Below are 24,802 nucleotides of genomic sequence, written 5' to 3' on the forward strand. Positions count from 1 at the left end.
ATTTGGTACGTACCAATATACATCAGTAATTCAAAATGAACAAACGGAGTAATTCTCTATGGCTACATCTTCAACGCCTGTGAACGGCGAAACAGTAAAACCTGAAAGTTATACCTTTTTTTCAGTAATCGAAAATAAGGCCCCTTACAAGATTGTTGAAACAGATATTGAAACGGTTGAAAGGGCGAGAGCAATTCTCGCTAAGTGTTCTCAAAGCGATCGCACTTCTAAATGTTTTGCGATACGAAAAGAAACCATTTTTAACTAACCTTTAGGAACGGAGTAATTCACCATGACAACTTCAATGATAGATAAAGCGATTGAGCTTGATGATAGAAAATCAATAGCGATGGAAAAAGCAGTATCAGTTTTACGATTGGTCCAAGAGGCCTTGAACGATGGTAAAAATATGAAAGCCGAAATCATTACTACTGCGATTGCGACCGCGACAGACCTAATTGATGAAGCAAAAACAGCTGATGCAGCGTTTTTGTCGGAACAAATTGAATCAGGGCTACATATTCGCTTTACTCAAGAGGAGGCACCGAAACATGTCTAATAGTGATAACGTAAGCCAGGGAACTATCATAAACAATCAACCTGATCAGCTAGCAACTTCTGCAAGTGAAGTTACAGCTATAACAAACCAGTCTTTCAAATCTATTCATGAGCTGGCCCATACAATACAGGGGTACATATTGGATAACGTTCACGAATTGGAGCCACAACATGACAGTGTTTTACATGCTTTGTTAGAACAAGTGAAAGTTGAATGTACGGAAGGTGCTACTGGCCTGTAAGTTGGTTTTAGCAATGTATTTCTCAATAGAATAAAAAGCCGACTTATTAGTCGGTTTTTTTATAAGTGTCACAACACAGCCTATAACGTTAAAAATCCCCGCAAATTAGAATAGTGAATATATGAATTGCATTCACTAGCCCAATGAAACTAACAGAAACCAAATTTACTAAAGCTGAAGTTTTGCATCACGCGAACGTATCGAGCACTCAATTTAATAATTGGGTTTTGAGGGGATATATTCCGCGATCTGTACTTGGTTTTAAGTTGGAAAGCTTAACCAGGGCAAAGTACTCAGTTCTTATTATTGCTTATTGCCGGTTACTTAACTATCACACTGGCCCACGCAAAAGTGCTTACATTGCACTGTTGAAGCAAGCATTCATCAAAATTGCAAAGACTGACGAATTTAGCCCAGATTTCGTTTTCGCAATAGATGGCTGGGGCAAAGCGAAAGACTGTGGGCTATTTGAAAACTCAAACATAGCTAGGCAATTGTTTTCACGACAATGCGCAATAGTGCCAGCCGGCAAAACAATCACCACCCTAAGAGAAACACTCGACCATGACTAACCCAATAGAAATACAAGCGTTTAGCAGCAACAACCAAATTCACATCGATGATGATATAGGCCGTGATGGTATTACAGCAAAACAAATTAAAGAGGAATTGAGCAACCATCGAGGATCAATTGAGATTCATATTAACTCGGCGGGGGGGGCTGTTACCGAAGGAATAGCAATCTACAACATGTTGAAAGCTTATTCTGGGAAAAAGACGGTGTTTATTGACTCTCTGGCCGCTTCAATGGCCTCAGTAATTGCCATGGCTGGCGATACCATACTGATGCCTTCAAATGGTTTGATGATGATTCACAACCCTTGGGGTGTTTCAACAGGCCAAGCAATCGAACATCGCAAAACTGCCGACCTACTAGATGTGATGAAAGCTTCAATGTTAGCGGCCTATATATCAAAGACAGGGTTAGAAGAAAGTGAAGTTTCTCAACTGATGGATCAGGAAACCTGGATGAATGGCGAAGATTGCTTTGAGAAAGGGTTTATTGATGGCCTTACCGATTCAGTTAGCCAAGATGCAGTTAATGCTAAATTTGAACGAGTGTGCGTTGCCAAACAAGCCGAGATCAAACAAAGCCAACACTCTTTTGCTGCTGACGTTCGCCAGAGCGCTGCAAAAATTTGCGAACACAGAAAAATTCCCCAGCCCACCAACTTATTTAATTCACAACAAACTACACCTAAACATTATAGCGAGATAAAAAATGTCTAATATCGAATCATTGTATTCAAAAAAGTTTAAGGCCGAAAAAGATGAAGTTTCTTTCACGGCTAAGTCTAAAAAGCTTCACTTGCTACTGGAAGAGCGTGAAAACGTTTCGCGCTTTACTTTATCGTTGAAAGGTCAAAAAGAATTTATCGCGGTTTTCAGCACTAATGGGCAATCGGGAAACTTTTTTGAAATTCCAACATTTGAAGGTGAGACGTATAAATTGACATTTACTACAGCCGGACAAATGACCTCAGACTCTAATGACGAAATGAAGAGCAGCCCCTCATCAGCGTCCGTATCTGCAATATGGGAGCAATAAAATGACTAACGTGGTTTCTTTACAAGCGACAGCTCATAAGTTTTTGGCTGAAAAGTATAAAGGCTTAAATGATAACTCTCTCAATAAATTGGTAAATGAAGGACTAAAGGCTTCAGGTATTGAAGTTAGCCCCACCAATAATTATGCAAATTTCAAAGCTTATTTAAACTTAGTCGACTTCAAAACTATATTTGTCGATACATTAAACAATTTATTGATCGACAAATGGTCGGCCACAAGTGAAACCTGGCGAATTTGGGTTAACAATTACAGTCTAACTGACTTTAAAGCTACAGCCGTTACTGCTGTTGGAGTTATTCCTCAGCCCGATCACCTCGATGAACATAACCAAGAGTACCTTTTGAAAGAATTGTACGGTGAGAGCGCATCAGCAAAGCTCGGTACCTATGGCAATTTAATCAATATCGAGCGACAAACGATTTTTAGTGACGATATTTCAGCGATAAATACATTTTTGGCGGGCATTTCTGCGGCCTATGATAGACAAATTGGTGACAAGGTATATGGCTTTTTAACCGAGAATCCGGAAGTTTTTAACGGCACTTCTATCTTTGGCAGTGAGCATAAGAATGAAGTAACCGCGACTGACGATTTTTCCGCTGATTTAGGCAATGCCCTTGCCCTTATGTACGGCCAAACCATAGAAACATTTGATAGAAAAGTTGAGAATGTAAGGGTGCAGCCTAAATATGTCATAGTGCCACCAGAGAAAGCACTATCGGCCGCTAAAGTGGTAGGGGAATATAATAAAGCTGTTACTGAACAGCAATTATTAGTTGTTATCGTTGAAAGTCGGCTAACAGGCTTTAATGGCTGGTTCTTAGCCTGTGATAACCCTTTCGCCAGCATTTCACTGTTTACTTTGAGAGGGGAATTAGTTCCCAAGATTCTGGCAAATAATACTTTCACTATGGACGGGATACAGATAAAACACCGATTAGATTACGATGTACGGCCCACCGACTATAGAGGGCTTGTTAGAGTCAGTTAGGTTTATAAGCTCACCTTACCGGCTTTACTTCTTTTATGTCAGCAAGGATTTAGTAGTCACTTGTCTGACTCCGGTTGGGAGTAAGGTTGGTAAGCGTGGGTTTATTTTTAATAAGTTTATGGGCTCACCCTACTGTTTGTTTAGGTGTATTTAGTCGATGACGGTTCTTGCCCCTCCTTCTTGAGCTGCCATCAATAACGTCTATCTATACATGTCGACTAACTAAGCAGTTTGTGTGAGCCTTTTTCCCTTTTAAATCCCGTCCATACGCTATAAAATCCCGTCCACAGCAAATATAAATAATCAAAAAAAGTTATAAATTTCAATTACTTGTGAATTTGCGCGTTTTCGAGTAAGGAACACGCGGAATGTTCATGCCAGTAAAGCGAGAAGCATTAGTGAAGTATCAACACTGGCTATTTGAAAGTCCAAAACCTTGCAAGGGGCTTGGCATGGGAAAACAGCAAGCAGACTAAAACAATAATTTATTCAGTAAGTTGGCGTAGTTTTGGCGTTTTCTAATAGGGAAAACGCGAAATATTCATGACGGGTAAAACGTGAAGCATTAACCCAGTATCACAACTGGTTATTTGTTGATGATTTTACATGTTCTAAGCATGTTTTAGAAAATTCCGAGAATCACGAATTAACCAATAATTACAACAACGTAGAGTGAATGTTGGGTGTTCTAATGTGGAGTTCACAAATAAGCAAAACGCACAGTGCAAGGGTTCGGAAAAACACCGCCGACCTGTCCTGTTTTCGGGATTATTGGAACGCCAGAGGCCATACCAAATATCATGGATATAAAGGTTTATAAGCGATGCAAAACCACACCCCAAACCACACCAAACATCACGGATATAAAGGATTATAAGCGATGTAAAACCACACCCTAAACCTTACCCTGGTAAACACTTACAGCACTGAGTTATAGCATAAAGCGCCATCGACCAATCAAGTGACCAACCGAACACCGCAGATATAAGGGCCTTGAGTAGTGGTAGCGACCAATCAAGTGACCAATCATTCAAATACTCATTTAGGGTTAAACTGATCAGTTGCGTAAAGTTAACTAATCAGTGGGGTAAAGTTAACTGATTAGTTAACTACTTTAAGTTGAAACAGCCATAGCTAAGTTCATCTTCGCGCGCAACATGACAAAAAACTCCCCCTCTCATAAAGCCCACAGTCACACACTAAGCACCTCAATCTTTTAGGCTGATAGAGTAGCGTATAAAATGTCCGGTAGCCTGTGCTGCTGTCTTGAGCGCCCTGAATGGCTTTTTTGGGTCCTTTTGAAATATTACCTGCGCAGGTAGTTCGCTGCGCGTAAAAAAATTTGTGCGAGGGTTCGAAGATCCGATTTTTTGTTTCCTTCTGAGAAAAGTGAAATTTCTATAGGCTACAGCTGGTCGATATTTGAGGCTTTTAACTATCGCATTGGGAAGTAAAGTAAACGCAATTTCGGCTGCATGATGTAAAAACCAATAGGTACTGTGTAGAACCATCAATCTAAGGGGTAATTCCCACCGCTTACTGTCTCTATATATGACTTACTTTGGCTCGTGGTTGTTGTGTTTTCTGCTCAAAGCGCCTTTACCTAATAGCGATAAAGACATACAAATAACAACCTGAAGCCGGTCTACTTTAAACTGACTCGGCCGCGTCATCGGTTAGTCCAGGACAAACCAATAAAAAGCTTTGATTGATAAACTACCGGATTTCGGTTTTATAATTAACCAGATTTCAAAGATGATAGAGGAAGTGAGACTCCCAATTCTTTTGCAATAATAGCGGTACCCAATATAACTGCAGCGATACCAATGGCGGTAAGGACTCTAAACATGAAGAACCTTAGCCTTTCTTTCAAGTCGAACTTTGAAAGCCGGTTCTCTGTATCGGACAACTTAGTGGTTAAGTGATACAACCTTGAATAAGCCGTCATTAAGTCTGACTTTCTTTTTAAAAAAGCATTGTCATTCTGAAATATCTTATCGATAATCCTACCATCAATGTTTCTTTTATCACTTTTGCCTTTGTTGTAAGCGCTTTGGCAAGCATGTTCAATTAGGTTATGCAATTCCTCTTAAAACCTTTCTATTGGTACTCGCTTTTGCTTTAAGTCCTTATCTAGATCTTTATAAAGTTCGTCTAGTAAACTTTTAAAGTTTCCGTGTTCCATAACTTTCATTGTTTTCAGTGAATTAGAGACATAATATACACTTCAAATTAATTAACATCGATATGTAACTTTTAGTAACACCATTAGTAACACTCGCCAAATTTCATTTTCATCAATGCTATATTAAACAATTGCTTACGGGCTTTATTCCATTCTGGCCCCGGGCACCATTTTCTTTATACCTCATTTATTCAGTCTAAAATAAACTTCAATACTATTAAACGCTAATTAGTAAGCTATATTGACGCTTATTAAAATGCAGCATTTTGCTTTACGGCTAAGTCACGCTCTGTGCTAACATATCGTTCTAATCTGATTGAGTTTACTGCGTGCTTCCACATACTAATTCTATTCTAGCGCTTAGAACTTCTGAGCTTAAACGTGCTAAGCGTGCATTCAATGCGCGGGGAAGCAAAGTTATTCGCTGTGACATCTGCTTATTGCCTACAAATACCTGCATATGTGCCGACAAACCTGAACCACAAGCATCTTGTGCGGTGCTATTCATTATGTATAAGGGTGAATACTATAAGCCTACCAACACAGGCAGGCTAATTGCCGATGTAGTGGCAGAGAATCATGCCTTTTTGTGGAATAGAACGGAGCCAGATGCTGGATTACTAACGTTGCTCGAAAATCCTAAATACCAGCCAATCATTATTTTTCCACACGAATATGCCGAGCCTACTCGCTGTATTGTCAAACCTGAAGATAAATCAGACAAAATTCCCTTGTTTATATTTCTGGACGGAACATGGCGGGAAGCACGAAAGATGTTTGGAAAAAGCCCGTATTTAGATAAATTTCCAGTATTAGGCGTATCTCCCGACATTTCGTCAAATTACCTGTTACGTGAATCGACACGAGAATTCCAGCATTGCACTGCAGAGGTGGGAATAAACGTGTTAGATTTGGCAGGTGAGGTTAATGCAGCTAAAGCGTTGGCGACATACTTCAGTATTTTTCGACATCAATACTTAAAAGGGAAGCCCCATTTAAGTCACAAAATTGAATTTGCAAAGGCGCAAGTTAAGTAATCTCTTATCTTGCGTGCATTTACGCTTAACGACATGGTTAGGCAATCAAAACCCAAGGAGAAAAACATGGCAACAGTTACATTTCAAGGTAACTCAGTTTCAACTGTAGGCGCACTTCCAGAAGTAGGCCAACAAGCACCTGACTTTACATTGGTTAAAGCTGATTTAGGGGAAGTAACGCTAGCTGATCTTAAGGGTAAACGCGTTATCCTTAACATTTTCCCTTCAATTGATACGGGTACATGTGCAACGTCTGTACGTAAATTCAATGAACAAGCATCAGGATTAGATAACACACAAGTTATTTGTGTGTCTGCTGACCTACCTTTTGCAGCTGGACGTTTCTGTGGTGCAGAAGGCATTGAAAATGTGATTACCGGTTCTACATTCCGGTCAAGCTTTGGTGACGACTACGGTGTAGCCTTCACGTCTATGCCGTTAACTGGTCTGCTATCACGAACAGTGGTTGTGATTGATACCGACGGTAAGGTACTTTATACAGAGCAAGTGGCTGAAACTACAGAAGAACCAAACTACGACTCTGCAATCGCTGCATTGTAAGATTCAGATCCGTAAGTTTGAGAAAGCTAAACTGCTGAATTAGCGAAAAGCTTTTTCAGGTAGTGACAGCCATTAATGCCCACTGTAATAGGTGGGCATTTCAATGGAGAAGTTGTTATGTCGATACTTGTAAATGTTCAACAGCTTGCAACGCAACTGCAAGATGAGCCCATCATTTTAGTGCGCGCAGTTATGGACGACCCCGTAACTAAAACCCCCGATACAAGAAACGCTATGGTTTTGCCAAACTCTGTCGATATAGACTTAGATGGTGAAGGTAGTGACCATACCACGGGTTTCCCTCACAGTATGCCAACAGCTTCTGACTTAGCGTTGTATTTAGGCCGACAAGGTTTAACAGAGCGCTCATCTGTTGTGGTGTACGACACTCGAGGCATGTATAGCGCGCCGCGCGTGTGGTGGATGCTTAAAGCAATGGGACATGAAGATGCTAGGTTGCTAAACGGTGGCCAAGTAGCGTGGGAAGGGCAAAGCTTACCCGTGTCGGAACAACGCATACCTTCTCATTTTAAATACGAAGCTAATGCCCAAAGTAAGTGGTTTGTGAATAGCTCCGCCGTTATTCAAGCATTGAACACTGATGCTCAACTTGTTGATGCTAGAAGTGAAGCGCGATTTTACGGCCAAGTTGAAGAGCCTCGTAAGGGTGTGCGTTCCGGTCATATGCCAGGTGCGTTTAATCTTCCGTTCACATTGCTGGTAGATGATGGTGAGTTTTTACCTGTTGAAGCACTCAAAGAATTCTTTGAGCAAGCTGGAATTGATTTAACACGACCAATTATCTGTACCTGCGGCTCTGGCGTTACTGCTTGTATTATAGGTGTTGCCGCATTGATGTGTGGCGCATCAGATGTATCAATTTACGATGGCTCTTGGTCTGAATGGGGCGCCCATTCAACCTATCCTGTCGTGACAGATTAAAATTTTAGTTTAAGTTAAGGTAGTAGTGTTAAGTGTATAAAATATCAAAGGAATTGATCTTATGAATGCACCTCCACGCGTATTAATTTTAACTGGCGCAGGTATTTCTGCAGAGTCAGGTTTAAAAACATTTCGTGATAATAACGGTTTATGGGAAGAGTACAGTGTTGAAGACGTCGCAACACCAGAAGCTTTTGCGCGCAACCCTGAACTTGTTTATCGGTTTTATAATGAAAGAAGAGCACAGCTAACAAATGTTTGTGTTGTGCCAAATGCCGCCCATGAAGCGCTAGCAAAACTAGAACGCGTGTTGGGAGACAGCCTTACGTTAATAACGCAAAATGTCGATAACTTGCATGAACGAGCAGGTAGTGAACGTGTTATACATATGCACGGCGAATTATTGTCTAGTCGATGTGCAACTACCAATAAAACCTTTAAGTGCGATACCCCGTTTGATGGTCAAACGTTGTGCGCGTGTTGTAACACCCCAACCCTAAGGCCTGACATTGTCTGGTTTGGTGAAATGCCGCAACACATGGAACTGATTATGGAAAGTATCTCGCAAGCGGATATCTTTTTAGCAATTGGTACCTCTGGTAATGTTTATCCCGCCGCAGGCTTTGTGCTTGGCGCAAAAGATTCCGGCGCTAAGTGTATTGAATTAAATTTAGAGCCCACTGCTAATAACTGGTTTTTCGATGAATCGATTAGCGGAATAGCGACTAAAATTGTGCCTGAGTTTGTAGAGAGATTGATTAAAGAATTTAATTTGTAACGGGAATTTACCAACACTTTAGCAAGGCATGATTTCTTTATTAAGAGCTTTATAGAGAGTTTTATACAGAGAAGTCTATACAGAAATGTTTATACGAGCTTTATAGTGGCCACTTTGACGCTAAACCCGTAATATTTAACACTTTGAAACAACGAGTAACACAAACGATACATGCCTTACCTGAATGAATTTTTGACCATTGCGTTAGTACATCTTATTGCTGTAGCCAGCCCCGGACCGGATTTTGCCGTAGTGGTTCGAAATAGTCTAGCGTATGGTCGCCGCATTGCCATGTATACCAGTATTGGGATTGGCCTAGCGATTTTGCTTCATATTGGGTATTCATTAGTAGGGCTGAGTGTGGTTATTACTACCACACCTTGGTTATTTACTACCTTTAGCTATTTAGCTGCTGGCTACCTTTTATTTCTTGCTTACGGGGCACTTAGAAGTGGCCCTAGTTCTGAGCAACCGTCTAAATCAGAACTAAGTAGCGCTAAGCCAGTAAATGATAGCCCTAAGCCAGAAAAAAATGACCTTCCTGCACAAAACAACGCGTCAGTTAATACAATAAATACCCCTCAGATAACGGCTAAAAAAGCGCTCTGGATTGGGTTTCTAACTAATGGTTTAAACCCTAAAGCCACTTTGTTCTTTTTGTCTTTGTTCACTGCCATTATCGATATCGACACGCCATTTTCTATCAAGCTCGGTTACGGCATTTACATGGCGGTAGCGACAGGGCTTTGGTTTTGCTTTTTATCTTACTTACTTAGTACCAGCAAAATTGCTCAACTCATTGGTGACAAGGGATATTGGCTAGACCGTGTTATGGGTGTTTTACTCGTTGGCTTGGCGGCAAAACTAATATTAGGTTAAAGGGCGAAGCATACGCAATACACAGTAACCAACTGTCTGAGTATTACATTTGGTCAACTAACACGTCCTTATTGGGGTTAACCGTCATAATTATGTATAATGCGGCGGTTGAATTCGATAGTAGCAGTAGAGGAATGTGTGGCAGATAATAAAATGCCTGTGAAAGATAACCAGCCATCTAACAAATTAGCAATAACCTTTGCAAAGCAATATCATTTTGATATTAAAGCGTTGTTTTCTAGGGCTAATGGCTTGGCAAAGGCAAACTTTTTTAGCTTATTCCAAGCATCATTAGTGCTATTTCTCACTTTTGTTGTACTTGGCTTATTCGCTCAGCAGTTTGTCACCTTTAACGACGACGGCACCTTTGTGTTTGAGCATCAATCGTTAATTGAAATTGGTGCTATCTTTATTGTTGCGCCGCTCATCGCCGGGCTATACATGATGGGGGTTAGGCATGCTAGAGGTGAAAAAACGACCGTTTTTTCATTGTTTAGCTATCTGTCATTCATATTTGCGTTTGCACTTACACAGTTAGTCAACGGCATAGTGGTTCAAATTGGATTGGTCTTACTCATTGTTCCAGGTGTTTATTTGTGGATGGCAACGTCATTTTCACTCATGCTGGTTGCTGATAAATCGTTAACGCCGCTTCGCGCTATCATTTTATCTTGCCGGGTTTTTAATGCCTATTGGGCACAGCTAACCGGCGTGTTTGCTATCTTTATCATATTATTCTTTACAGTACCGCTTACCTTTGGTTTGTCACTTATTTGGGTTCTACCGCTGTATTTCAGTATGCTAGGCTTACTTTATGAAGAACTGATTGGGGAAGAGGGCGAACAAACTCCAACCCAACATGTTCAAAACAAAGCTAACGAGTCGAGCTTCGATGCATAAACGGGAAACTTTAAAAATCGTTTTAATCACTATTGCGGTATTAGCCGTGATAGTCATTAACGCGCTTATTTTAACTAAGCGTGAACCCGATATTTTAGATATCCCAGAAACCTATGAAGCAACAAAGCCCGTTCCCGATTTCTCTGCCTACACAGATGTAAAAGAAAAGAAGACGGCTTTTTTTGATTACTTGCGCCCTGAAGTCGAAAAGCAAAATGCCTATTTACTTACCCTGAGGCATTATATTCAAACGCTTTACCGTAAAGCGTTAAACGAAGAGGCGTTATCAGATGACGATATTAAACGCCTCGAGTGGCTACAAACCGAGTATCGAGTTAAAGCAGATCAGCCTTTGACATCGCGATTGCTTGCCTTACTTCATAAAATTGATATCTTGCCTGCTGAACTGGTGCTTGTTCAAGCCGCTAATGAGTCGGCATGGGGAACCAGTCGATTCGCAAGAAAAGGCTATAACTTCTTTGGTATTTGGTGCTTTGTAAAAGGCTGCGGTTTTGTACCGGGTAAACGCAATACTGGCGCCACCCATGAAGTAGCAAAATTTCCCAGCCTTTCACGGGCAACCTATACCTATATGCGTAATTTGAACAGGCATGACGCTTACACAGATTTGCGGGAGATTAGAGAGCGGTTAAGGGCTAATCAAATACCCATTACAGGCGTGGCCTTGGCAGAGGGGTTAATGAACTACTCTGAACGTGGCGCGGCCTATGTAGACGAATTACAAACCATGATCCGGTTTAACCAGGAGTTCTTAACTGAATGAAACGTATAGCTTGCGCGCTTATTGGCGCATTTCTTACTTCAAGTGTTGCAGCCGAAATGCTGAATGTAGAGTACAGCAGTTTTTATAGCCATGTGAAAAAACTGGATAACGAAGATACCCAAGCACTGCAGTTCGCTTTTGGTTTCTTACGTGTTGGGGAAGGGCGATTATGTGAAATTAATAAGGCTGAAATAGTCACTGACAAACAAACGATGCCTCTTGATGTTACCGACGAATATCGATTTACCGTACCATCAGAAAAAGCCCTTAAATTGGCAAACGCCTATATCAGAGTTGATTTAACTGAAGCGGCAAATTTGTGCGATATGTCAGTACAGCTTGAAACAAAGAGAGAATATTTAACAGCCAATTACACGAAAGAAGAGCTGAATTTCATTTATGGTCAATATGAAGCTTTCTTTAATGAAATGGGCAGTTTTTTATCGTTCTTAATGCCAACGGTGAAAGGGTTGATGTTGCAATTTGATGATAAAAATCTGGATTATATAACCCCAGAAGGCCTGCATATTAATAATGGCATACTTCACTTAGAACAAAGTGAAATTAACGAAAATAAAGGGCTAACGCTACCGAAAGCCCCGCTTCGTGTTACCGCTATGGCATCAAGCTAATAGCTGATACTTAATTTGCTCAGCAATACGGGTGATAGTTTCTTCACCCTTTATGCAAAGTTCTTCTGCACGATGAAATTCCATAATACCCACGTCTGTTAGTTGTGGCTCTATCAAAATATCTGGCGGATCGCCCGCTAAACGTGAACGTGTCACCCTTGCTTGAAGTATCTCTAGCGAACTACTCATCACACTTAAAATACCTGGAGGACTTCCTTTGGGTACTTTGTTTGGTGGTGGCGAAATTGTTTCTTCTATGGCTTCAATAGCTTCACTCGCAATGCCTTCGTTTTGCTTAGCAGCCTCACTCTCTTCTTTGGTTTCTTTTTCTTCTTTGCTATCCGGTGAAAACCACTGCTTAAGCACGTTTTGGCTTTTGGTGAAGAAATCTTCTGTCTTTCTTTGGTTCTCTTCGTGATCTAAGCGTAATTTTTCAAGCCTTAGGGGTCTGAAATCTGCATTGAGGTTCACAGCAATAACAAAGTCGGCACCAAGCTGCCGGCATAAGTTAACCGGAACAGGGTTTACTACCGCGCCATCGACTAACCAACGATCGCCATGGGCCACGGGGGCAAATAAAGCCGGAATAGCGCATGAGGCTTGAATAGTATTACCAATCTCGCCAGAATTAAATACTACTTCGCGGCCAGTATATAAATCGGTAGCCACAGAGGCGAAGGGCTTTTCCATCTCTTCATAAGAAGGCGCGCAAAATTCGGTGGCAAGCTTATCAAATACCTTTTGACCACTTGCGATACCGCCTCTACGCAAGCCTACACCCATTAATGCAAGCACCTGCCAATCTGATAGGGAGCAAGACCACTCTTTAAGGCCTTCTAACTTGCCACTGGCATAAGCTGCACCAACGTATGCGCCAATGGAGCATCCCGCTACTACATCAATCTTAATACCTAGCTTTTCTAACGCTTGGATAATACCTATGTGGGTCCAGCCTCTTGCTGCACCGGCACCTAATGCTAGACCAATTTTCATTTAGTTTGATTCCATCAAATTAATAATCTGAACCGTATCGTCAGAAGCTTCGGTTGGCGTTTCAAAGCTGGGTGGATCGAAACCAATATCACCATCTTCAACAGGGCCATTCTGTGTCACTATGCCTTTAAAGTCGTGTAGATTTTTATCAACCAAATGTGAAGGCGCTACATTTTGAAGCGCAGTAAACATAGACTCGATTCGACCTGGAAACCGACGATCCCAATCTTGCAGCATGGCCTTAACGTTCTGACGCTGCAAATTCTCTTGAGAGCCACATAAGTTGCAAGGAATAATAGGAAATTCTACGGCATCAGAATAACGCTGAATGTCTTTTTCAGTGCAATAGGCAAGGGGCCTGATCACAATATGTTCACCATTGTCGCTTACTAATTTTGGTGGCATCGACTTAAGCTTACCACCATGGAACATGTTCAAAAAGAAGGTTTCTAACATGTCATCACGATGATGGCCTAGGGCTATTTTAGTGGCTCCTAGTTTTTTAGCCGTCTTGTATAAAATACCGCGACGTAATCGTGAGCAAAGCGAACAGGTGGTTTTACCTTCTGGCACTTTGTCCATTACAATAGAATAGGTGTCTTCTTCGACAATTTTGTACTCTACTCCCACGCTTTCAAGGTATTCAGGAAGTACATGTTCTGGGAACCCAGGCTGCTTTTGATCGAGGTTAACCGCAATAATATCAAAATGAATAGGTGCAATGCGCTTTAGAAACATAAGGATATCGAGCATAGCATAGCTGTCTTTACCGCCAGACAAGCACACCATTACTTTATCGTTATTTTCTATCATGCCGAAATCGGCTATCGCTTTGCCTACATTTCGACGAAGGCGCTTTTGAAGCTTATTAAAGCTGTATTTTTGTTTGTTTTGAGACGCGGTTAACGGGGCGTCTGCACGGTTTGTGCTTGCACTAGTCATATCAATAGCTTGGTTACTGCGAAAAACGTCATTATACAGCAAACAACCAAGATTGAATCTGGCTGCCTCAGATATTTTTATATCTTGTGCACTAGGGAGCTAGCACTGACTTATAGCCAGTACGGGGCGTGCATAGTACAGCATTACTGTTGGGCTCAGCACGTTAGTCCTGCCTGTTGGCTTAATGTGTTTTTATACTAACGAGATAACGGTGAAATAAAACCATCAGGCTTTATCGCCAGTACGTCACATACCAGTTCATCAATAACATGTTCAGCAGTGTTACCAATAAGGGCAGCTGAAATACCTACTCTGCCAACCGTTCCAATAATCACTAGTTCGGCATCTATATCTTTGGCTATCCTTGGGATGACTTTTTCAGGAAGGCCTTCTTTCACGTAACAGCGCTCGCTATCAATAGCATACTTTTCGCTGTGTTTGTTCATCTCAAGTTCGTGATGGTGTTTTACGGCGTTGTTGTACGTATCAGGGTCGAACTCAGGAACTTCAATCGCGATATTAAGTGGTGTAGCAGGGTAGCTGTTAACCAGATTTACGTTGCCACTGAGTAGCGCAGCATAATCGTTAGCAATCACCGTAATTTTGTCGTTAAGTAAGGCATGTTCATCGTCTTCACTGCCAACGTTTACCGCCGCAATAATTTCACCGTTTTCAGGCCAGGCATGGTCTTTAACCAACAATACAGGAGAGGGGCATTTTCTTAGGAGGTGCCAGTCTGTAGGGGTGAAAATCACAGAGGCTAAGTCGTCATGACGTTTAGTTGCTTTAACTACCAAGTCTATGTTGTTGTCTAAAACGTAATGCACCACGGCTTCAAAAGCACGGTTGTTCCATTCCACAACAATATCTGTTTTAGAAAAACCTAAGTCGTCTAACGTTTTTTTCAACCATCCAGCATGTTCTTTAGTAACCGCATCACGCATGGCTTCACGATCATCAGGGCTCAACATGGTTGTCATGTCGTAAGATAAGTCGTAAACCACCAGCATAGCAGTAACAGTGGCATCTGTTTTTTTAGCAAGCTCGTATGCACGGCTAAGCGCAGGTTGGGTATCTCTATCGGCTTCAATAACCGCTAAAATACGCTCATACTTAATCATAACCCCTCCAAACATTTTTAGAATTTTGGTTGCTACAATTTAAGTGTAATACCTATTTGCTATTACGTAACTTGTTTTAGATCAAAAGCTTTTAAGATTAGCTATTACAGGCAATATTAGGTGCAACAACAGAGGTTAAACGTTGAGACATTATTTCAAAATCTAAAATAGTGATGAGTTTACCGTCCACATGAATAATATTTTCTTTTTGAAAACGGCTTAGTAAGCGACTAATGGTTTCAATAGTTAAACCAAGATAGTTACCAATTTCATTTCGCGTCATCGTAAGGTGGAATTCTTTATTTGAAAATCCACGTTCTTCAAAGCGTTGAGAAAGTTGAGAAAGGAAATACAGTAGGCGTTCTTCAGCTGAGCGCTTGTTAAGCAGCATCATGAGATCATGATCTTGTTTAATTTCCGCACTCATGAAACTCATTATTTGGTGCCTAAGTTTAGGAAATTGAACCGACATTTCATCAAGAGTTTCATACGGTAATTCACATACCATCGCGGTCTCTAAGGCTTGAGTATAGCTTTGGTGTTTGTTCTCACGTAACGCGTCAAACCCGATAATATCGCCAGGGAAATGAAAACCCGTTATCTGCTCTTCACCATCGGAATTAGTAACGAATGACTTAAATGAACCAGTGCGAACTGCATAAAGGGAGTTAAATTTATCTCCTGACTTTACCAGTAAGTCACTCTTATGAAGGGGTTTTTTACGTTCAATTATATCGTCTAACGATTCAATTTCAGTTTTGTTTAGCGCAACAGGCAAACACAAATGGCTGAAACTGCAATTTTGACAATGAATGGAGAATTGACTTCCTTTGCTCATGGCTCAAACTATAAATGGTGTCGATTTAATATAATCTTACTCTTTTGTTCATGAGATTGCTGCATAAATTAAAAAGGTTGCGTAAATAGCCAATATTCCTGAAAAGCATTGTCTTACCACGGGATGCCTAAAACCGGCGATAAGATACTGACTTCCCGCACTGACTGCTAATAATGTAGGCAAAGTTCCTAACCCAAAAAATAGCATAATAGCGGCGCCATCAATCGCAGAACCGGATGCTAACGACCATGTGAGTGTTGAATACACCAAGCCACAAGGCAACCAACCCCAAATAAAACCATAGGGCATTGCGTAAAGCGGGCTTTTGAAAGGAAGAAAGCGTTTAGATAAAGGTTGAATAGCTTTAAACAACCCTCGTCCCATAGCTTCAATGTAATTTAAACCTTGCCACCACTTGCCTAAATAACAGGCTAAAAGCAGCAGCATAACGCCACTAATTAAAGACAAAACGGGTTTCGCAATAGGCACAAATTCGGTGGCCATTTGGCCTACAGCGCCAGTTATTGCACCAGCTAGGGTGTAGCTGATTATACGGCCGACATTATAAGCTAGGGTGTAGGGTAGCGCCGCTTCGTTCGTGGGCGTTACGGTACGAAGTGCAGCAACAATGCCGCCGCACATGCCTACGCAATGCACACCGCCCGCAATACCAATGAAAAAGGCAGAGAATATATTAATTTCTGTCATTGGTTTCTTTGCGCTGTTGCAACTGTTTGCGTTGCTCGGCTAGTTTCTTTTCATCTCCAGACAAATCGTCGTCAAACAAAATGCTATAACCCTGTCGGTCGAGATCTTCAAACTGGTTAGTTTTCACTGCCCAGAAAAAGATAACCAACGCGAGCGCAACAATAATAATTGCGATGGGAATTAGTACGTAAATGATACTCATATTATTTACTTAACAACCTAGTTGAGTTGGTAACCACAATGATACTACTGAGTGACATGCCCACAACGGCCATCCAGGGTGAGAGTAACCCAGAGACCGCAAAAGGTAGAATGATAATATTGTAACCTACTGACCATGCGATGTTTTGCTGAATTTTACGTTTTGCCTGTTGAGCAACTGAAAATAACGTAGGTACCGACAATAGGCTATCACCTAGTAAAATAACATCGGCAGCGGTTTTGGCTACATCAGTGGCATTACCAACGGCAACCGCTACATCAGCGCTGGCAAGAACAGGGGCATCGTTAATACCGTCGCCCATCATCATCACTTTGCGGCCTTGCTTTTGCAAGCTATGCACTTGTGAATATTTTTGCTCAGGTGATAGTCCACCTTTGGCCAAATCAATGGGTAGACTGGCAGTTAGTGCATCAACGTTTTTCTGTGTATCACCACTTAGCACTACCAATTGATGTTCATTCAGTGCGGTAAGGGTGGCTAAGGCATCTTGACGCAAACTATCATTTACGCAGAACGCGGCCATTAATACACCATCAGCACACAAAAATACGTTTGCTGGAATATTTACCTTGGTGGTTTCGCTTAAGTTACAAAATACCGCTGATCCCATAGTAAACACCACAGCGTTGATCTCGCCACTAATGCCACCACCAGGTGTGACCGTAAATTTGTCAATTTTATTCGGCGCAGTTTTATCATGCTTTGAAGGTGTGCTAATAGCATCGTTATCAAAGGCCCGGGCTATAGGGTGCTCAGATCGTGACTCTAACAATGTAGTTAACGCCATTACCTGAACAGGATCTACACCTTTAGCAAACCAGCGTTGTTGTAGCGAGAACTTACCTTCGGTGAGTGTGCCTGTCTTATCAAGGGCGATGGTATCAATATCGGTAAGTTGTTCTAACGCGTCAGCACGTTTTAATAAAATGCCCTGACGGTTCAGCTTAGCCATGGCACAGGTTAATGCGGAAGGAGTGGCTAAGCCTAGTGCACAAGGGCAGGTCGCCACTAATACAGAGATGGTGATCCAAAACGCGTCTTCACTGCCAGCAAAAGTCCAGTAACCATAGGTTAGTACAGATATCAGCAACACCGAGAATACAAAATAACGAGAGAAGTTATCGGCAATTTGCGCCGCTTTTGGCTTGCTTGCCATTGCGCTGGCTTGTAAGCGTACGATTTGATTGACCAAGGCATGCTTTAAGCTTTGGGTTACTTTAACCGTTAACGTGCCATCTTGGTTTACCGTACCACCATATACCAAATGGCTGGCCGATTTGCTCACAGGGTTAAACTCACCAGTTAGCATCGACTCATCAACCGCGGCAGTACCATCTAACACAATACCGTCTACAGGTATGGTTTCACCGGGTTTTACTAATACCATATCATCGGGCACTAAAAGCTTGGCTAAACACTGAACAATGCTGCCATCACTTTCGATTTTTGCGGCAGAGACAGGAATATATTGCATCATGTTGGCTGAGATTTGTGCCGCACGATGCCTGCTTCTATGTTCCAAAAAACGGCTTAAAAGCAGTAAAAAGATAAACATACATATAGATTCAAAATACACTTCACCTTGCTCTAGCAAGGTTGAACGTAAACCCGCGAAGTAAGTGCCAAATACCGCAAGGGTTACAGGCACGTCCATATTCACGGTTCTTGCGCTTATTGCCTTTATGGCACCTAAATAAAAAGCGCTACCTGAATAAAGGACAACGGGGGTGGTAAGGGTGAGTGCTACCCAATAGAAGTATTGACGGGTTTCTTGTTCAATGGCACCAAACCAGTCGAAGTAAAGCCCAGCCATTAGCATCATTACCTGCATGGTCATAATGCCTGCTAAGCCTAGCTTTTTGATAAACGATTTTTGTTCTCGTTTGTAACTGGCTTCATGCTCATCGGGATGAAATGGCGAACCTATATATCCTATACGCTTTAGCGTGGTGAGTATTTGGCTAAGTTTAATAACACTGGGTTCCCATGTTATTAATGCACGGCGCTCTTGAACATTGACTGCCACTTGGGCAATGCCCGATACTTTTGACAGTTGCTTTTCAATCAACCAGCCACAAGCCGCACAGGTAATACCTTCAAGAGTGAGTTGTATTTGTTTGTGCTGGCCTTCATCGAAAACAAACTCTTCTTGAAGGGCTGGGTCGTCGTAAACATTAAGCGCAGATAGGCTTTCTAAAATACCGTCGTCAGACTTCTGTGCCGGTTCAGTACGAAACTGATAATAATCTTCCAAGCCATTATCAACGATGGCTTGCGCAACAGCCTGGCAACCAGGGCAGCAAAGCTGCCTAGTTTCACCTAATATCACCGCTTCGTATTTGTGTGTTGCATCGCTAGGTAACGCGCAATGGAAACAAAGGTCTTCGCTCATTACGGGTTGAACTTGATAGCGCCAGAGTAGGGTAGTTGAAGCGTATTTTGTACTTTCCAACTGTCATCAGTAGGAGAAAGCGACACTTGCCATTTACCCGTTAGGTCTTTTTCAACAAAGCCGCGGTAAATACCATTCGCATCACGACTTAATAATACACTCGCATCACGTTCTTCTATGGTGACATGGTAAAAATTCAGTTTAAGGGCGTTTCCTTCTGGTGGAATACCAGAGTGAAACTCAACAGCAATACTGCCATCAGTAATGGTTAAATCTGTAGTGATGTTTTTTCGTCTTGCAATGTCTTCTTTATCAAGCCGAGCATTGATGGCTTTACCTTCTTTGTAATAGTCGTCTACTACGAGGCTGTCTTCGGTTGAAATAGCCAAATTTAACAACACCCCTCCCATTACTAACGTTATAAAGGGAACAGCGATAAGAAACCACGGCCAGAACTGTTTATACCAAGGTGTATTCATTAATTATTTCAACTCGTTTACTACAAGAAAACCGGAGCAATAAAAAGATAAGGCAGCCAGTCGAAGGGGGTTATTTTCTCATAAAAAAAGCCCCGTGATAACGAGGCTTTTTAGCATTATTGTTGGTTAGACGAATTTAGTCGTTAGAAAGACTATAAACGTAAGATGCAACAACGTGGATCTTGTCATCACCCAAGGTTTTCTTGAATGAAGGCATAACACCATTTCGGCCGTAGGTTAATGTTTCAGTAACCGCACGATGGCTTCCGCCATATAACCAAATGTTGTCGGTAAGGTTAGGGGCACCTAGTGCCTGATTACCTTTACCGTCCATACCATGACAGGCAGCACATGCAGCAAAGCGAACTTTACCTGCATCAGCAAGTTGTTGGTCAACTTCGCGTCCGCTAAGGCTTAAAGCATATTCAACCACTTCTTCGATGCCTTGTTCACCCATAACATCTATCCATGCAGGCATAGCGGCTTTACGGCCTAATGTTAAGGTTTCAACAATTTTTTCACCCGAACCACCGTATAACCAATCGTTATCGGTAAGGTTAGGGAAACCACCGTTTTGTCCGCGAGCATCAGAACCATGACATTGAGAACAGTTTTGCATAAACAAGCGCTGTCCTACTTTATTCGCTTCAGGATCTTTTGCTAGTTCCTCTACAGGAATTTGCGCATACGCTTCAAAAATTGGATCGAACTTTTCAGCTGCGTAATCCAATTCACGATCGTATTCTACAAACTTGCCTTGCTCTTTTGCATCGATACGCGCTTGCGCCGATTCTTCAAGCGTCAATATGCCTTGGTTTGAGCTCTTCCAGCCAAAAAAGCCTTCGTAAGAACCCAATCCAGGATAAAGGGCAAGATAAATAAAACCCCAAATGATTGTCATGTAGAACATGATTGTCCACCAACGAGGAAGCTGGTTATTTAGCTCCTCGATGCCGTCAAATTCATGCCCCATTGATTCTCCCTCTGGCACGCCTGTTTGATTGGACAAACACCAGCGCAGAAGGACATAGCAACCAATGATTAACCCTAGGGTTATCACTGAAATCCAAATTGTCCAAAACATACTCATAAGTTCGAGACTCCTGCTAATCTTCTTTTGATTTTTCTTTGTCTTCGTCTGCGAAAGGCAAATTCGCCGCTTCATCAAACTTTTGCTTGTTGCGGCTACTAAAAGCCCACCAAACTATGCCAATGAAACTAACAAAGACGATGACAGTAAAAATGCTACCAACTATTCCCTGATCCATATTATTTCAAATGTGTGCCAAGAGATTGAAGGTATGCAATAAGGGCTTCCATTTCGGTTTTACCCTTTACTGCCGCTTGTGCTCCCGCGACATCTTCGTCGGTATACGGTACGCCAAAGCCTTGGAAAACTTCCATCTTCTTAGCGGTTAACTTACCGTCAAGTTTGTTTTCTGCAAGCCATGGGAAACCAGGCATGTTCGACTCAGGTACCACGTTACGCGGATTAAGCAGGTGAACACGATGCCACTCATCACTGTAACGACCACCAACACGTGCTAGGTCAGGACCAGTACGCTTAGAACCCCAAAGGAAAGGGTGTTCCCATACTGACTCACCAGCAACACTGTAGTGACCATAACGCTCTGTTTCGGCACGGAACGGGCGAATCATCTGGCTGTGACAACCAACACATCCTTCACGGATATAGATGTCACGGCCTTCTAATTCTAATGCTGTATAAGGACGTAAGCCTGTTACCGGTTCCATTGTCTGCTGCTGAAACATCAGCGGCGTAATTTGAACCATGGCACCGAAGCTAATCGCAACAAGGATTAGCACGGTTAACAGACCGACATTTTTTTCAATTAACTCATGTGGATTCTTCATTATGTCGTCTCCTTATTACGCTGGCTGAGTTGTGACATCAGGAGCGATACTACCTTTAGGGGCACGAACGGTTTTCCACGTGTTATAAGCCATGATAAGCATGCCAGTAACCACGAAACAACCACCAATGAAACGAACCACATAGAAAGGTTTCGACGCTTCAAGCGACTCTACAAAGCTGTACGTTAATGTACCGTCAGCATTTACTGCTCGCCACATTAAGCCTTGAAGTACACCAGACATCCACATAGCTACGATATAAAGTACCACACCGATTGTTGCCAACCAGAAATGCACGTTAATCAAGCGTGTGCTGTACATAGCAGGCTGACCAAACAGAATTGGAATCAAGTGATACACTGAACCAATAGTAATCATAGCAACCCAACCTAGTGCACCTGAGTGTACGTGGCCGATTGTCCAATCTGTGTAGTGAGACAACGCGTTAACCGTTTTAATTGCCATCATTGGGCCTTCAAAGGTAGACATACCATAGAAAGACAACGAAACAATCAAGAAACGTAATACGGGGTCAGTACGCAATTTATGCCATGCACCAGATAATGTCATTATACCGTTAATCATTCCGCCCCAAGATGGAACAAATAGAATGATTGACATCACCATACCTAATGACTGTGTCCAGTCGGGTAGGGCAGTATAATGTAAGTGGTGAGGACCAGCCCAAATATACAGAGATATCAATGCCCAGAAGTGAACAATAGAGAGTCTGTATGAATAAACTGGGCGACCTGCTTGCTTAGGAACGAAGTAATACATCATGCCTAAGAAGCCTGCAGTTAGGAAAAAACCTACTGCATTATGGCCGTACCACCACTGCATCATGGCGTCTACTGCGCCTGCATACAATGAGTAAGACTTAGTGAAAGACACCGGAATAGCCATGCTGTTACCAATATGCAATACAGCAACGGTAAGCATGAACGCCCCTAAGAACCAGTTCGCAACATAGATATGCGAAACTTTTCGGATAACTAGGGTTCCGAAGAAGTTAATGATATAAGCGAGCCAGACCAGCGTAATCAGTATGTCGATTGGCCATTCTAGTTCAGCGTATTCTTTCGAGCTGGTTAAACCTAGAGGTAGAGAAACCACTGCTAATACGATAACGGCTTGCCAGCCCCAAAACGTAAATGCAGCAAGTTTGTCACTGAACAGTCTAACCTGTGAGGTACGCTGAACGATGTAGTATGACGTCGCGAACAAAGCACAGCCGCCGAAGGCAAATATAACGGCATTGGTATGCAAAGGACGCAGACGCGAGAATGTTAGCCATGGTGTGTCAAAGTTAAGCGCAGGTGCAAATAATTGCGCGGCAATGAATGCCCCTAGGCCCATACCAATGATACCCCAGACTATGGTCATAATGGTAAATTGCCTAACTACTTTATAATTGTAGTCAGGTTGTGCTTGGCTTATTTCACTCATTTTAATGAATCTTCCACTTCAAATGAACTATGGTCTCCAACAGCCGTTCAAGTACGGTCTAGACATGCGAAAGCAACGGAATAACGCTTCACACCGAGCTCGGAAAGAGTAATAATTATAGTCTCCAAGCCAGTTGGTACGCGGATGATAAGGTTTTTAATTACAAAAAGATACCATAAACTACCTGAGCTTGATCTCCATCAATGAAGAAATTTATAAAATTTAAGAAATGCTAAATAACAGTAACAAAAAGAGAACAATTTTTTCACAAAAGTGGATAACTCCGCTTTTTATTTTCCTTGTGGCAGCATCTGTATTCGCGGTACATCAATATCAGAACACGGCTAACCTTTCTTCTTCTCCCCTAACTGATTTAGAAAACAACTGTACATTTGTCAACGAACACTGCGATTTTTTAATTGACGACAAACGCGCTACAGCTAAATTTTCAGAGAAAGTGGAACCTGAAACATCTATTACGATACTGCTAAATTTACCCGAAGGGGCCATTATAGAAAGCGCCTGGATTGAGGGCGTGAATATGTATATGGGTAAAATCCCCGTACTGCTTGAAAATAAACTAAATGGCAGTTGGACTGGCTGGTTTATGTTAGGGAGTTGTAGTGAGCCAGTGATGAAATGGCAGTTAAGGTTAAATATCGAAGGGCAGGCAGCACCAAGCTACCTGTACTTCAACACAATCATGTAGGCAATCGCCTACATTTGTGATTGTAGGTAATTCGCTAAACCAAGGCGTTTAACTAGGCCAAGCTGCTGCTCTAACCAATGTGCGTGGTCGGTCTCGGTATCATCAAGTAAAACCACTAACATGTCGCGGGTTACGTAATCCTTTTCAGACTCGCACAGCGCAATCACTTCTTTTAGCTTAGCGTCTACTTCATATTCTACGCGAAGGTCACTTTCAAGCATTTCAGGTACATCGGTACCTACTTTAAAACCAGTGCGCGTCACCATATCTGGCGTGCCTTCTAAAAACAGCATACGTTCGATAAGTTTAGTGGCATGGCCACGTTCATCGTCAAATTCGTGATCGATGCGCTCAAAAAGCTTAGTCAAACCCCAATCTGAATACATTTGAGAATGAATAAAGTACTGATCCATCGCGGCTAGTTCATAAGAAAGTAGCTCGTTAAGACCATTAATGATAGTGGTATTACCTTTCATTAGTCATCTCCCATAACTTGTGCTTGTAAGTAGTTTTCAATACCCATAGCACCAATTTGATATTCTTGGGTTTCAATCCAATCTAAATGATCTTCTTCGTACTCTAAAACCGACTCTACTAAATCGCGAGTAACGTAATCTTGCTTTTCTTCGCACAGAGCAATAGCTTCGCGTAGTAATGGCAGTTGTTCTTTTTGGAACCTAGCATCACAACCCAGCATTTCTTCTGTGTCTTCGCCAATGTATAACTTACCTAAAGCTTGAAGGTTAGGTAAACCTTCTAAGAATAAAATGCGTTCAATCAATTCATCCGCTTGCTTCATGTCTTTAATCGACTTTTTGTAGTTCTTTTCATTGAGCTCTTGCAAGCCCCAGTTTTTGAACATACGTGCATGCAGAAAGTACTGATTAATAGACGTTAACTCACTTGTGAGAACATCATTCAGCTTTGCGACGACTTGTTTGTCACCTTGCATAA

Annotated in this window: 31 protein-coding genes; 16 read left to right on the forward strand and 15 right to left on the reverse strand. The window is 41.9% G+C overall.

The window, feature by feature from the left end:
- The first annotated feature begins 58 nt into the window (after window positions 1–58).
- The 7 genes from Q4561_RS02040 (at window position 59) to Q4561_RS02070 (ending at window position 3,421) form a co-directional block, all read left to right on the forward strand.
- Window positions 59–268 (forward strand): hypothetical protein, encoded by a 210-nt coding sequence (locus Q4561_RS02040; RefSeq protein ID WP_303457211.1) that lies wholly within the window; start codon window positions 59–61, stop codon window positions 266–268.
- Window positions 269–292: 24 nt separating this feature from the next.
- Window positions 293–559, forward strand: coding sequence for a hypothetical protein (locus Q4561_RS02045; RefSeq protein ID WP_303457213.1), 267 nt, complete (start codon window positions 293–295; stop codon window positions 557–559).
- Window positions 552–800, forward strand: coding sequence for a hypothetical protein (locus Q4561_RS02050; protein ID WP_303457215.1), 249 nt, complete (start codon window positions 552–554; stop codon window positions 798–800). The genes Q4561_RS02045 and Q4561_RS02050 overlap by 8 nt, the downstream gene beginning before the upstream one ends.
- Window positions 801–1,066: 266 nt before the next feature.
- The gene (locus tag Q4561_RS02055) at window positions 1,067–1,372 is read left to right on the forward strand and encodes a hypothetical protein (RefSeq protein ID WP_303457217.1); all 306 of its coding nucleotides are present in this window, start codon (window positions 1,067–1,069) and stop codon (window positions 1,370–1,372) included.
- The gene (locus tag Q4561_RS02060) at window positions 1,365–2,090 is read left to right on the forward strand and encodes a head maturation protease, ClpP-related (RefSeq protein ID WP_303457219.1); all 726 of its coding nucleotides are present in this window, start codon (window positions 1,365–1,367) and stop codon (window positions 2,088–2,090) included. The genes Q4561_RS02055 and Q4561_RS02060 overlap by 8 nt, the downstream gene beginning before the upstream one ends.
- The gene (locus Q4561_RS02065; RefSeq protein ID WP_303457221.1) at window positions 2,083–2,409 is read left to right on the forward strand and encodes a hypothetical protein; all 327 of its coding nucleotides are present in this window, start codon (window positions 2,083–2,085) and stop codon (window positions 2,407–2,409) included. Before Q4561_RS02060 ends, Q4561_RS02065 begins: the two co-directional genes overlap by 8 nt.
- 1 nt (window position 2,410) lies before the next feature.
- Window positions 2,411–3,421, forward strand: coding sequence for a Clp protease (locus Q4561_RS02070; RefSeq protein WP_303457223.1), 1,011 nt, complete (start codon window positions 2,411–2,413; stop codon window positions 3,419–3,421).
- 1,738 nt (window positions 3,422–5,159) lie between these two features.
- Here Q4561_RS02070 and Q4561_RS02075 read toward each other — a convergent pair.
- Entirely contained in the window at window positions 5,160–5,504 is a 345-nt protein-coding gene (locus tag Q4561_RS02075) for a hypothetical protein (protein WP_303457226.1), read from the reverse strand.
- Between the two features lie 431 nt (window positions 5,505–5,935).
- Between Q4561_RS02075 and Q4561_RS02080 the strand changes: the two genes are divergently transcribed.
- The 8 genes from Q4561_RS02080 (at window position 5,936) to Q4561_RS02115 (ending at window position 12,119) form a co-directional block, all read left to right on the forward strand.
- Window positions 5,936–6,643: a tRNA-uridine aminocarboxypropyltransferase gene (locus Q4561_RS02080; RefSeq protein ID WP_303457229.1), complete on the forward strand. Its 708-nt coding sequence runs from the start codon at window positions 5,936–5,938 to the stop codon at window positions 6,641–6,643.
- A gap of 66 nt (window positions 6,644–6,709) precedes the next feature.
- Entirely contained in the window at window positions 6,710–7,204 is a 495-nt protein-coding gene (tpx, locus tag Q4561_RS02085; RefSeq protein WP_303457230.1) for a thiol peroxidase, read from the forward strand.
- Window positions 7,205–7,321: 117 nt separating this feature from the next.
- Window positions 7,322–8,146 carry a sulfurtransferase gene (locus Q4561_RS02090; protein ID WP_303457233.1) on the forward strand — a complete coding sequence of 275 codons (825 nt, stop codon included), beginning with the start codon at window positions 7,322–7,324 and terminating at the stop codon, window positions 8,144–8,146.
- 61 nt (window positions 8,147–8,207) lie between these two features.
- Complete coding sequence (gene cobB, locus Q4561_RS02095) at window positions 8,208–8,924, forward strand: Sir2 family NAD+-dependent deacetylase (RefSeq protein WP_303457235.1); 717 nt, start codon at window positions 8,208–8,210, stop codon at window positions 8,922–8,924.
- Between the two features lie 171 nt (window positions 8,925–9,095).
- Window positions 9,096–9,803: a LysE family translocator gene (locus Q4561_RS02100; RefSeq protein ID WP_303457236.1), complete on the forward strand. Its 708-nt coding sequence runs from the start codon at window positions 9,096–9,098 to the stop codon at window positions 9,801–9,803.
- Between the two features lie 138 nt (window positions 9,804–9,941).
- The gene (locus Q4561_RS02105) at window positions 9,942–10,703 is read left to right on the forward strand and encodes a stress protein (RefSeq protein ID WP_303457238.1); all 762 of its coding nucleotides are present in this window, start codon (window positions 9,942–9,944) and stop codon (window positions 10,701–10,703) included.
- Complete coding sequence (locus tag Q4561_RS02110; RefSeq protein WP_303457240.1) at window positions 10,696–11,487, forward strand: glucosaminidase domain-containing protein; 792 nt, start codon at window positions 10,696–10,698, stop codon at window positions 11,485–11,487. The genes Q4561_RS02105 and Q4561_RS02110 overlap by 8 nt, the downstream gene beginning before the upstream one ends.
- Window positions 11,484–12,119 (forward strand): DUF2987 domain-containing protein, encoded by a 636-nt coding sequence (locus Q4561_RS02115; RefSeq protein ID WP_303457242.1) that lies wholly within the window; start codon window positions 11,484–11,486, stop codon window positions 12,117–12,119. The genes Q4561_RS02110 and Q4561_RS02115 overlap by 4 nt, the downstream gene beginning before the upstream one ends.
- On the opposite strand, the gene Q4561_RS02120 is transcribed toward Q4561_RS02115, so the two are convergent.
- From Q4561_RS02120 to ccoN, 12 genes are all read right to left on the reverse strand, one after another.
- The gene (locus tag Q4561_RS02120) at window positions 12,111–13,112 is read right to left on the reverse strand and encodes a patatin-like phospholipase family protein (RefSeq protein WP_303457243.1); all 1,002 of its coding nucleotides are present in this window, start codon (window positions 13,110–13,112) and stop codon (window positions 12,111–12,113) included. The genes Q4561_RS02115 and Q4561_RS02120 overlap by 9 nt on opposite strands.
- Window positions 13,113–14,054 carry a tRNA 2-thiocytidine(32) synthetase TtcA gene (gene ttcA, locus Q4561_RS02125; protein WP_303457246.1) on the reverse strand — a complete coding sequence of 314 codons (942 nt, stop codon included), beginning with the start codon at window positions 14,052–14,054 and terminating at the stop codon, window positions 13,113–13,115. It abuts the gene before it with no gap.
- A gap of 197 nt (window positions 14,055–14,251) precedes the next feature.
- Window positions 14,252–15,175: a universal stress protein UspE gene (gene uspE, locus Q4561_RS02130; protein WP_303457249.1), complete on the reverse strand. Its 924-nt coding sequence runs from the start codon at window positions 15,173–15,175 to the stop codon at window positions 14,252–14,254.
- 97 nt (window positions 15,176–15,272) lie between these two features.
- The gene (gene fnr, locus Q4561_RS02135) at window positions 15,273–16,013 is read right to left on the reverse strand and encodes a fumarate/nitrate reduction transcriptional regulator Fnr (protein ID WP_303457251.1); all 741 of its coding nucleotides are present in this window, start codon (window positions 16,011–16,013) and stop codon (window positions 15,273–15,275) included.
- Between the two features lie 48 nt (window positions 16,014–16,061).
- Window positions 16,062–16,721 (reverse strand): sulfite exporter TauE/SafE family protein, encoded by a 660-nt coding sequence (locus Q4561_RS02140; RefSeq protein ID WP_303457253.1) that lies wholly within the window; start codon window positions 16,719–16,721, stop codon window positions 16,062–16,064.
- Window positions 16,708–16,923 carry a cbb3-type cytochrome oxidase assembly protein CcoS gene (ccoS, locus tag Q4561_RS02145; RefSeq protein WP_303457255.1) on the reverse strand — a complete coding sequence of 72 codons (216 nt, stop codon included), beginning with the start codon at window positions 16,921–16,923 and terminating at the stop codon, window positions 16,708–16,710. Before ccoS ends, Q4561_RS02140 begins: the two co-directional genes overlap by 14 nt.
- A gap of 1 nt (window position 16,924) precedes the next feature.
- Window positions 16,925–19,336: a heavy metal translocating P-type ATPase gene (locus Q4561_RS02150; protein ID WP_303457257.1), complete on the reverse strand. Its 2,412-nt coding sequence runs from the start codon at window positions 19,334–19,336 to the stop codon at window positions 16,925–16,927.
- Entirely contained in the window at window positions 19,336–19,815 is a 480-nt protein-coding gene (locus Q4561_RS02155) for a FixH family protein (protein ID WP_303457259.1), read from the reverse strand. The genes Q4561_RS02150 and Q4561_RS02155 overlap by 1 nt, the downstream gene beginning before the upstream one ends.
- 136 nt (window positions 19,816–19,951) lie before the next feature.
- On the reverse strand, window positions 19,952–20,905 hold the full coding sequence (ccoP, locus tag Q4561_RS02160; RefSeq protein ID WP_303457261.1) for a cytochrome-c oxidase, cbb3-type subunit III: 954 nt from the start codon (window positions 20,903–20,905) through the stop codon (window positions 19,952–19,954).
- Window positions 20,906–20,921: 16 nt separating this feature from the next.
- Window positions 20,922–21,083 (reverse strand): cbb3-type cytochrome c oxidase subunit 3, encoded by a 162-nt coding sequence (locus tag Q4561_RS02165; protein WP_013784114.1) that lies wholly within the window; start codon window positions 21,081–21,083, stop codon window positions 20,922–20,924.
- A 1-nt stretch (window position 21,084) separates the two neighbouring features.
- Window positions 21,085–21,690 carry a cytochrome-c oxidase, cbb3-type subunit II gene (gene ccoO, locus Q4561_RS02170; RefSeq protein ID WP_303457263.1) on the reverse strand — a complete coding sequence of 202 codons (606 nt, stop codon included), beginning with the start codon at window positions 21,688–21,690 and terminating at the stop codon, window positions 21,085–21,087.
- Window positions 21,691–21,705: 15 nt separating this feature from the next.
- Window positions 21,706–23,139, reverse strand: a complete 1,434-nt coding sequence (ccoN, locus tag Q4561_RS02175; protein ID WP_303457266.1) for a cytochrome-c oxidase, cbb3-type subunit I — start codon at window positions 23,137–23,139, stop codon at window positions 21,706–21,708.
- A gap of 301 nt (window positions 23,140–23,440) precedes the next feature.
- Between ccoN and Q4561_RS02180 the strand changes: the two genes are divergently transcribed.
- Window positions 23,441–23,848: a hypothetical protein gene (locus Q4561_RS02180; protein WP_303457268.1), complete on the forward strand. Its 408-nt coding sequence runs from the start codon at window positions 23,441–23,443 to the stop codon at window positions 23,846–23,848.
- An 8-nt stretch (window positions 23,849–23,856) separates the two neighbouring features.
- On the opposite strand, the gene bfr (Q4561_RS02185) is transcribed toward Q4561_RS02180, so the two are convergent.
- Both bfr (Q4561_RS02185) and bfr (Q4561_RS02190) read right to left on the reverse strand, forming a co-directional pair.
- A complete protein-coding gene (gene bfr, locus Q4561_RS02185) occupies window positions 23,857–24,324 on the reverse strand; it encodes a bacterioferritin (RefSeq protein ID WP_303457271.1) in 468 nt (155 codons plus the stop codon).
- Window positions 24,324–24,800, reverse strand: coding sequence for a bacterioferritin (gene bfr / locus Q4561_RS02190; protein ID WP_303457274.1), 477 nt, complete (start codon window positions 24,798–24,800; stop codon window positions 24,324–24,326). The genes bfr (Q4561_RS02185) and bfr (Q4561_RS02190) overlap by 1 nt, the downstream gene beginning before the upstream one ends.
- Between the last annotated feature and the right edge of the window lie 2 nt (window positions 24,801–24,802).

It is taken from the genome of Alteromonas sp. 1_MG-2023 (assembly GCF_030547075.1).
Taxonomy (GTDB): Bacteria; Pseudomonadota; Gammaproteobacteria; order Enterobacterales; family Alteromonadaceae; genus Alteromonas.

Bases quoted from the DNA above. Each gene is read 5' to 3' on its own strand.
- Q4561_RS02040 (WP_303457211.1), top strand. From the start codon at position 59: ATGGCTACATCTTCAACGCCTGTGAACGGCGAAACAGTAAAACCTGAA.
- Q4561_RS02045 (WP_303457213.1), top strand. From the start codon at position 293: ATGACAACTTCAATGATAGATAAAGCGATTGAGCTTGATGATAGAAAA.
- Q4561_RS02050 (WP_303457215.1), top strand. From the start codon at position 552: ATGTCTAATAGTGATAACGTAAGCCAGGGAACTATCATAAACAATCAA.
- Q4561_RS02060 (WP_303457219.1), top strand. From the start codon at position 1,365: ATGACTAACCCAATAGAAATACAAGCGTTTAGCAGCAACAACCAAATT.
- Q4561_RS02065 (WP_303457221.1), top strand. From the start codon at position 2,083: ATGTCTAATATCGAATCATTGTATTCAAAAAAGTTTAAGGCCGAAAAA.
- Q4561_RS02070 (WP_303457223.1), top strand. From the start codon at position 2,411: ATGACTAACGTGGTTTCTTTACAAGCGACAGCTCATAAGTTTTTGGCT.
- tpx (WP_303457230.1), top strand. From the start codon at position 6,710: ATGGCAACAGTTACATTTCAAGGTAACTCAGTTTCAACTGTAGGCGCA.
- Q4561_RS02090 (WP_303457233.1), top strand. From the start codon at position 7,322: ATGTCGATACTTGTAAATGTTCAACAGCTTGCAACGCAACTGCAAGAT.
- cobB (WP_303457235.1), top strand. From the start codon at position 8,208: ATGAATGCACCTCCACGCGTATTAATTTTAACTGGCGCAGGTATTTCT.
- Q4561_RS02100 (WP_303457236.1), top strand. From the start codon at position 9,096: ATGCCTTACCTGAATGAATTTTTGACCATTGCGTTAGTACATCTTATT.
- Q4561_RS02110 (WP_303457240.1), top strand. From the start codon at position 10,696: ATGCATAAACGGGAAACTTTAAAAATCGTTTTAATCACTATTGCGGTA.
- Q4561_RS02115 (WP_303457242.1), top strand. From the start codon at position 11,484: ATGAAACGTATAGCTTGCGCGCTTATTGGCGCATTTCTTACTTCAAGT.
- Q4561_RS02120 (WP_303457243.1), bottom strand. From the start codon at position 13,112: ATGAAAATTGGTCTAGCATTAGGTGCCGGTGCAGCAAGAGGCTGGACC.
- ttcA (WP_303457246.1), bottom strand. From the start codon at position 14,054: ATGACTAGTGCAAGCACAAACCGTGCAGACGCCCCGTTAACCGCGTCT.
- uspE (WP_303457249.1), bottom strand. From the start codon at position 15,175: ATGATTAAGTATGAGCGTATTTTAGCGGTTATTGAAGCCGATAGAGAT.
- fnr (WP_303457251.1), bottom strand. From the start codon at position 16,013: ATGAGCAAAGGAAGTCAATTCTCCATTCATTGTCAAAATTGCAGTTTC.
- Q4561_RS02140 (WP_303457253.1), bottom strand. From the start codon at position 16,721: ATGACAGAAATTAATATATTCTCTGCCTTTTTCATTGGTATTGCGGGC.
- ccoS (WP_303457255.1), bottom strand. From the start codon at position 16,923: ATGAGTATCATTTACGTACTAATTCCCATCGCAATTATTATTGTTGCG.
- Q4561_RS02150 (WP_303457257.1), bottom strand. From the start codon at position 19,336: ATGAGCGAAGACCTTTGTTTCCATTGCGCGTTACCTAGCGATGCAACA.
- Q4561_RS02155 (WP_303457259.1), bottom strand. From the start codon at position 19,815: ATGAATACACCTTGGTATAAACAGTTCTGGCCGTGGTTTCTTATCGCT.
- ccoP (WP_303457261.1), bottom strand. From the start codon at position 20,905: ATGAGTATGTTTTGGACAATTTGGATTTCAGTGATAACCCTAGGGTTA.
- Q4561_RS02165 (WP_013784114.1), bottom strand. From the start codon at position 21,083: ATGGATCAGGGAATAGTTGGTAGCATTTTTACTGTCATCGTCTTTGTT.
- ccoO (WP_303457263.1), bottom strand. From the start codon at position 21,690: ATGAAGAATCCACATGAGTTAATTGAAAAAAATGTCGGTCTGTTAACC.
- ccoN (WP_303457266.1), bottom strand. From the start codon at position 23,139: ATGAGTGAAATAAGCCAAGCACAACCTGACTACAATTATAAAGTAGTT.
- bfr (WP_303457271.1), bottom strand. From the start codon at position 24,324: ATGAAAGGTAATACCACTATCATTAATGGTCTTAACGAGCTACTTTCT.
- bfr (WP_303457274.1), bottom strand. From the start codon at position 24,800: ATGCAAGGTGACAAACAAGTCGTCGCAAAGCTGAATGATGTTCTCACA.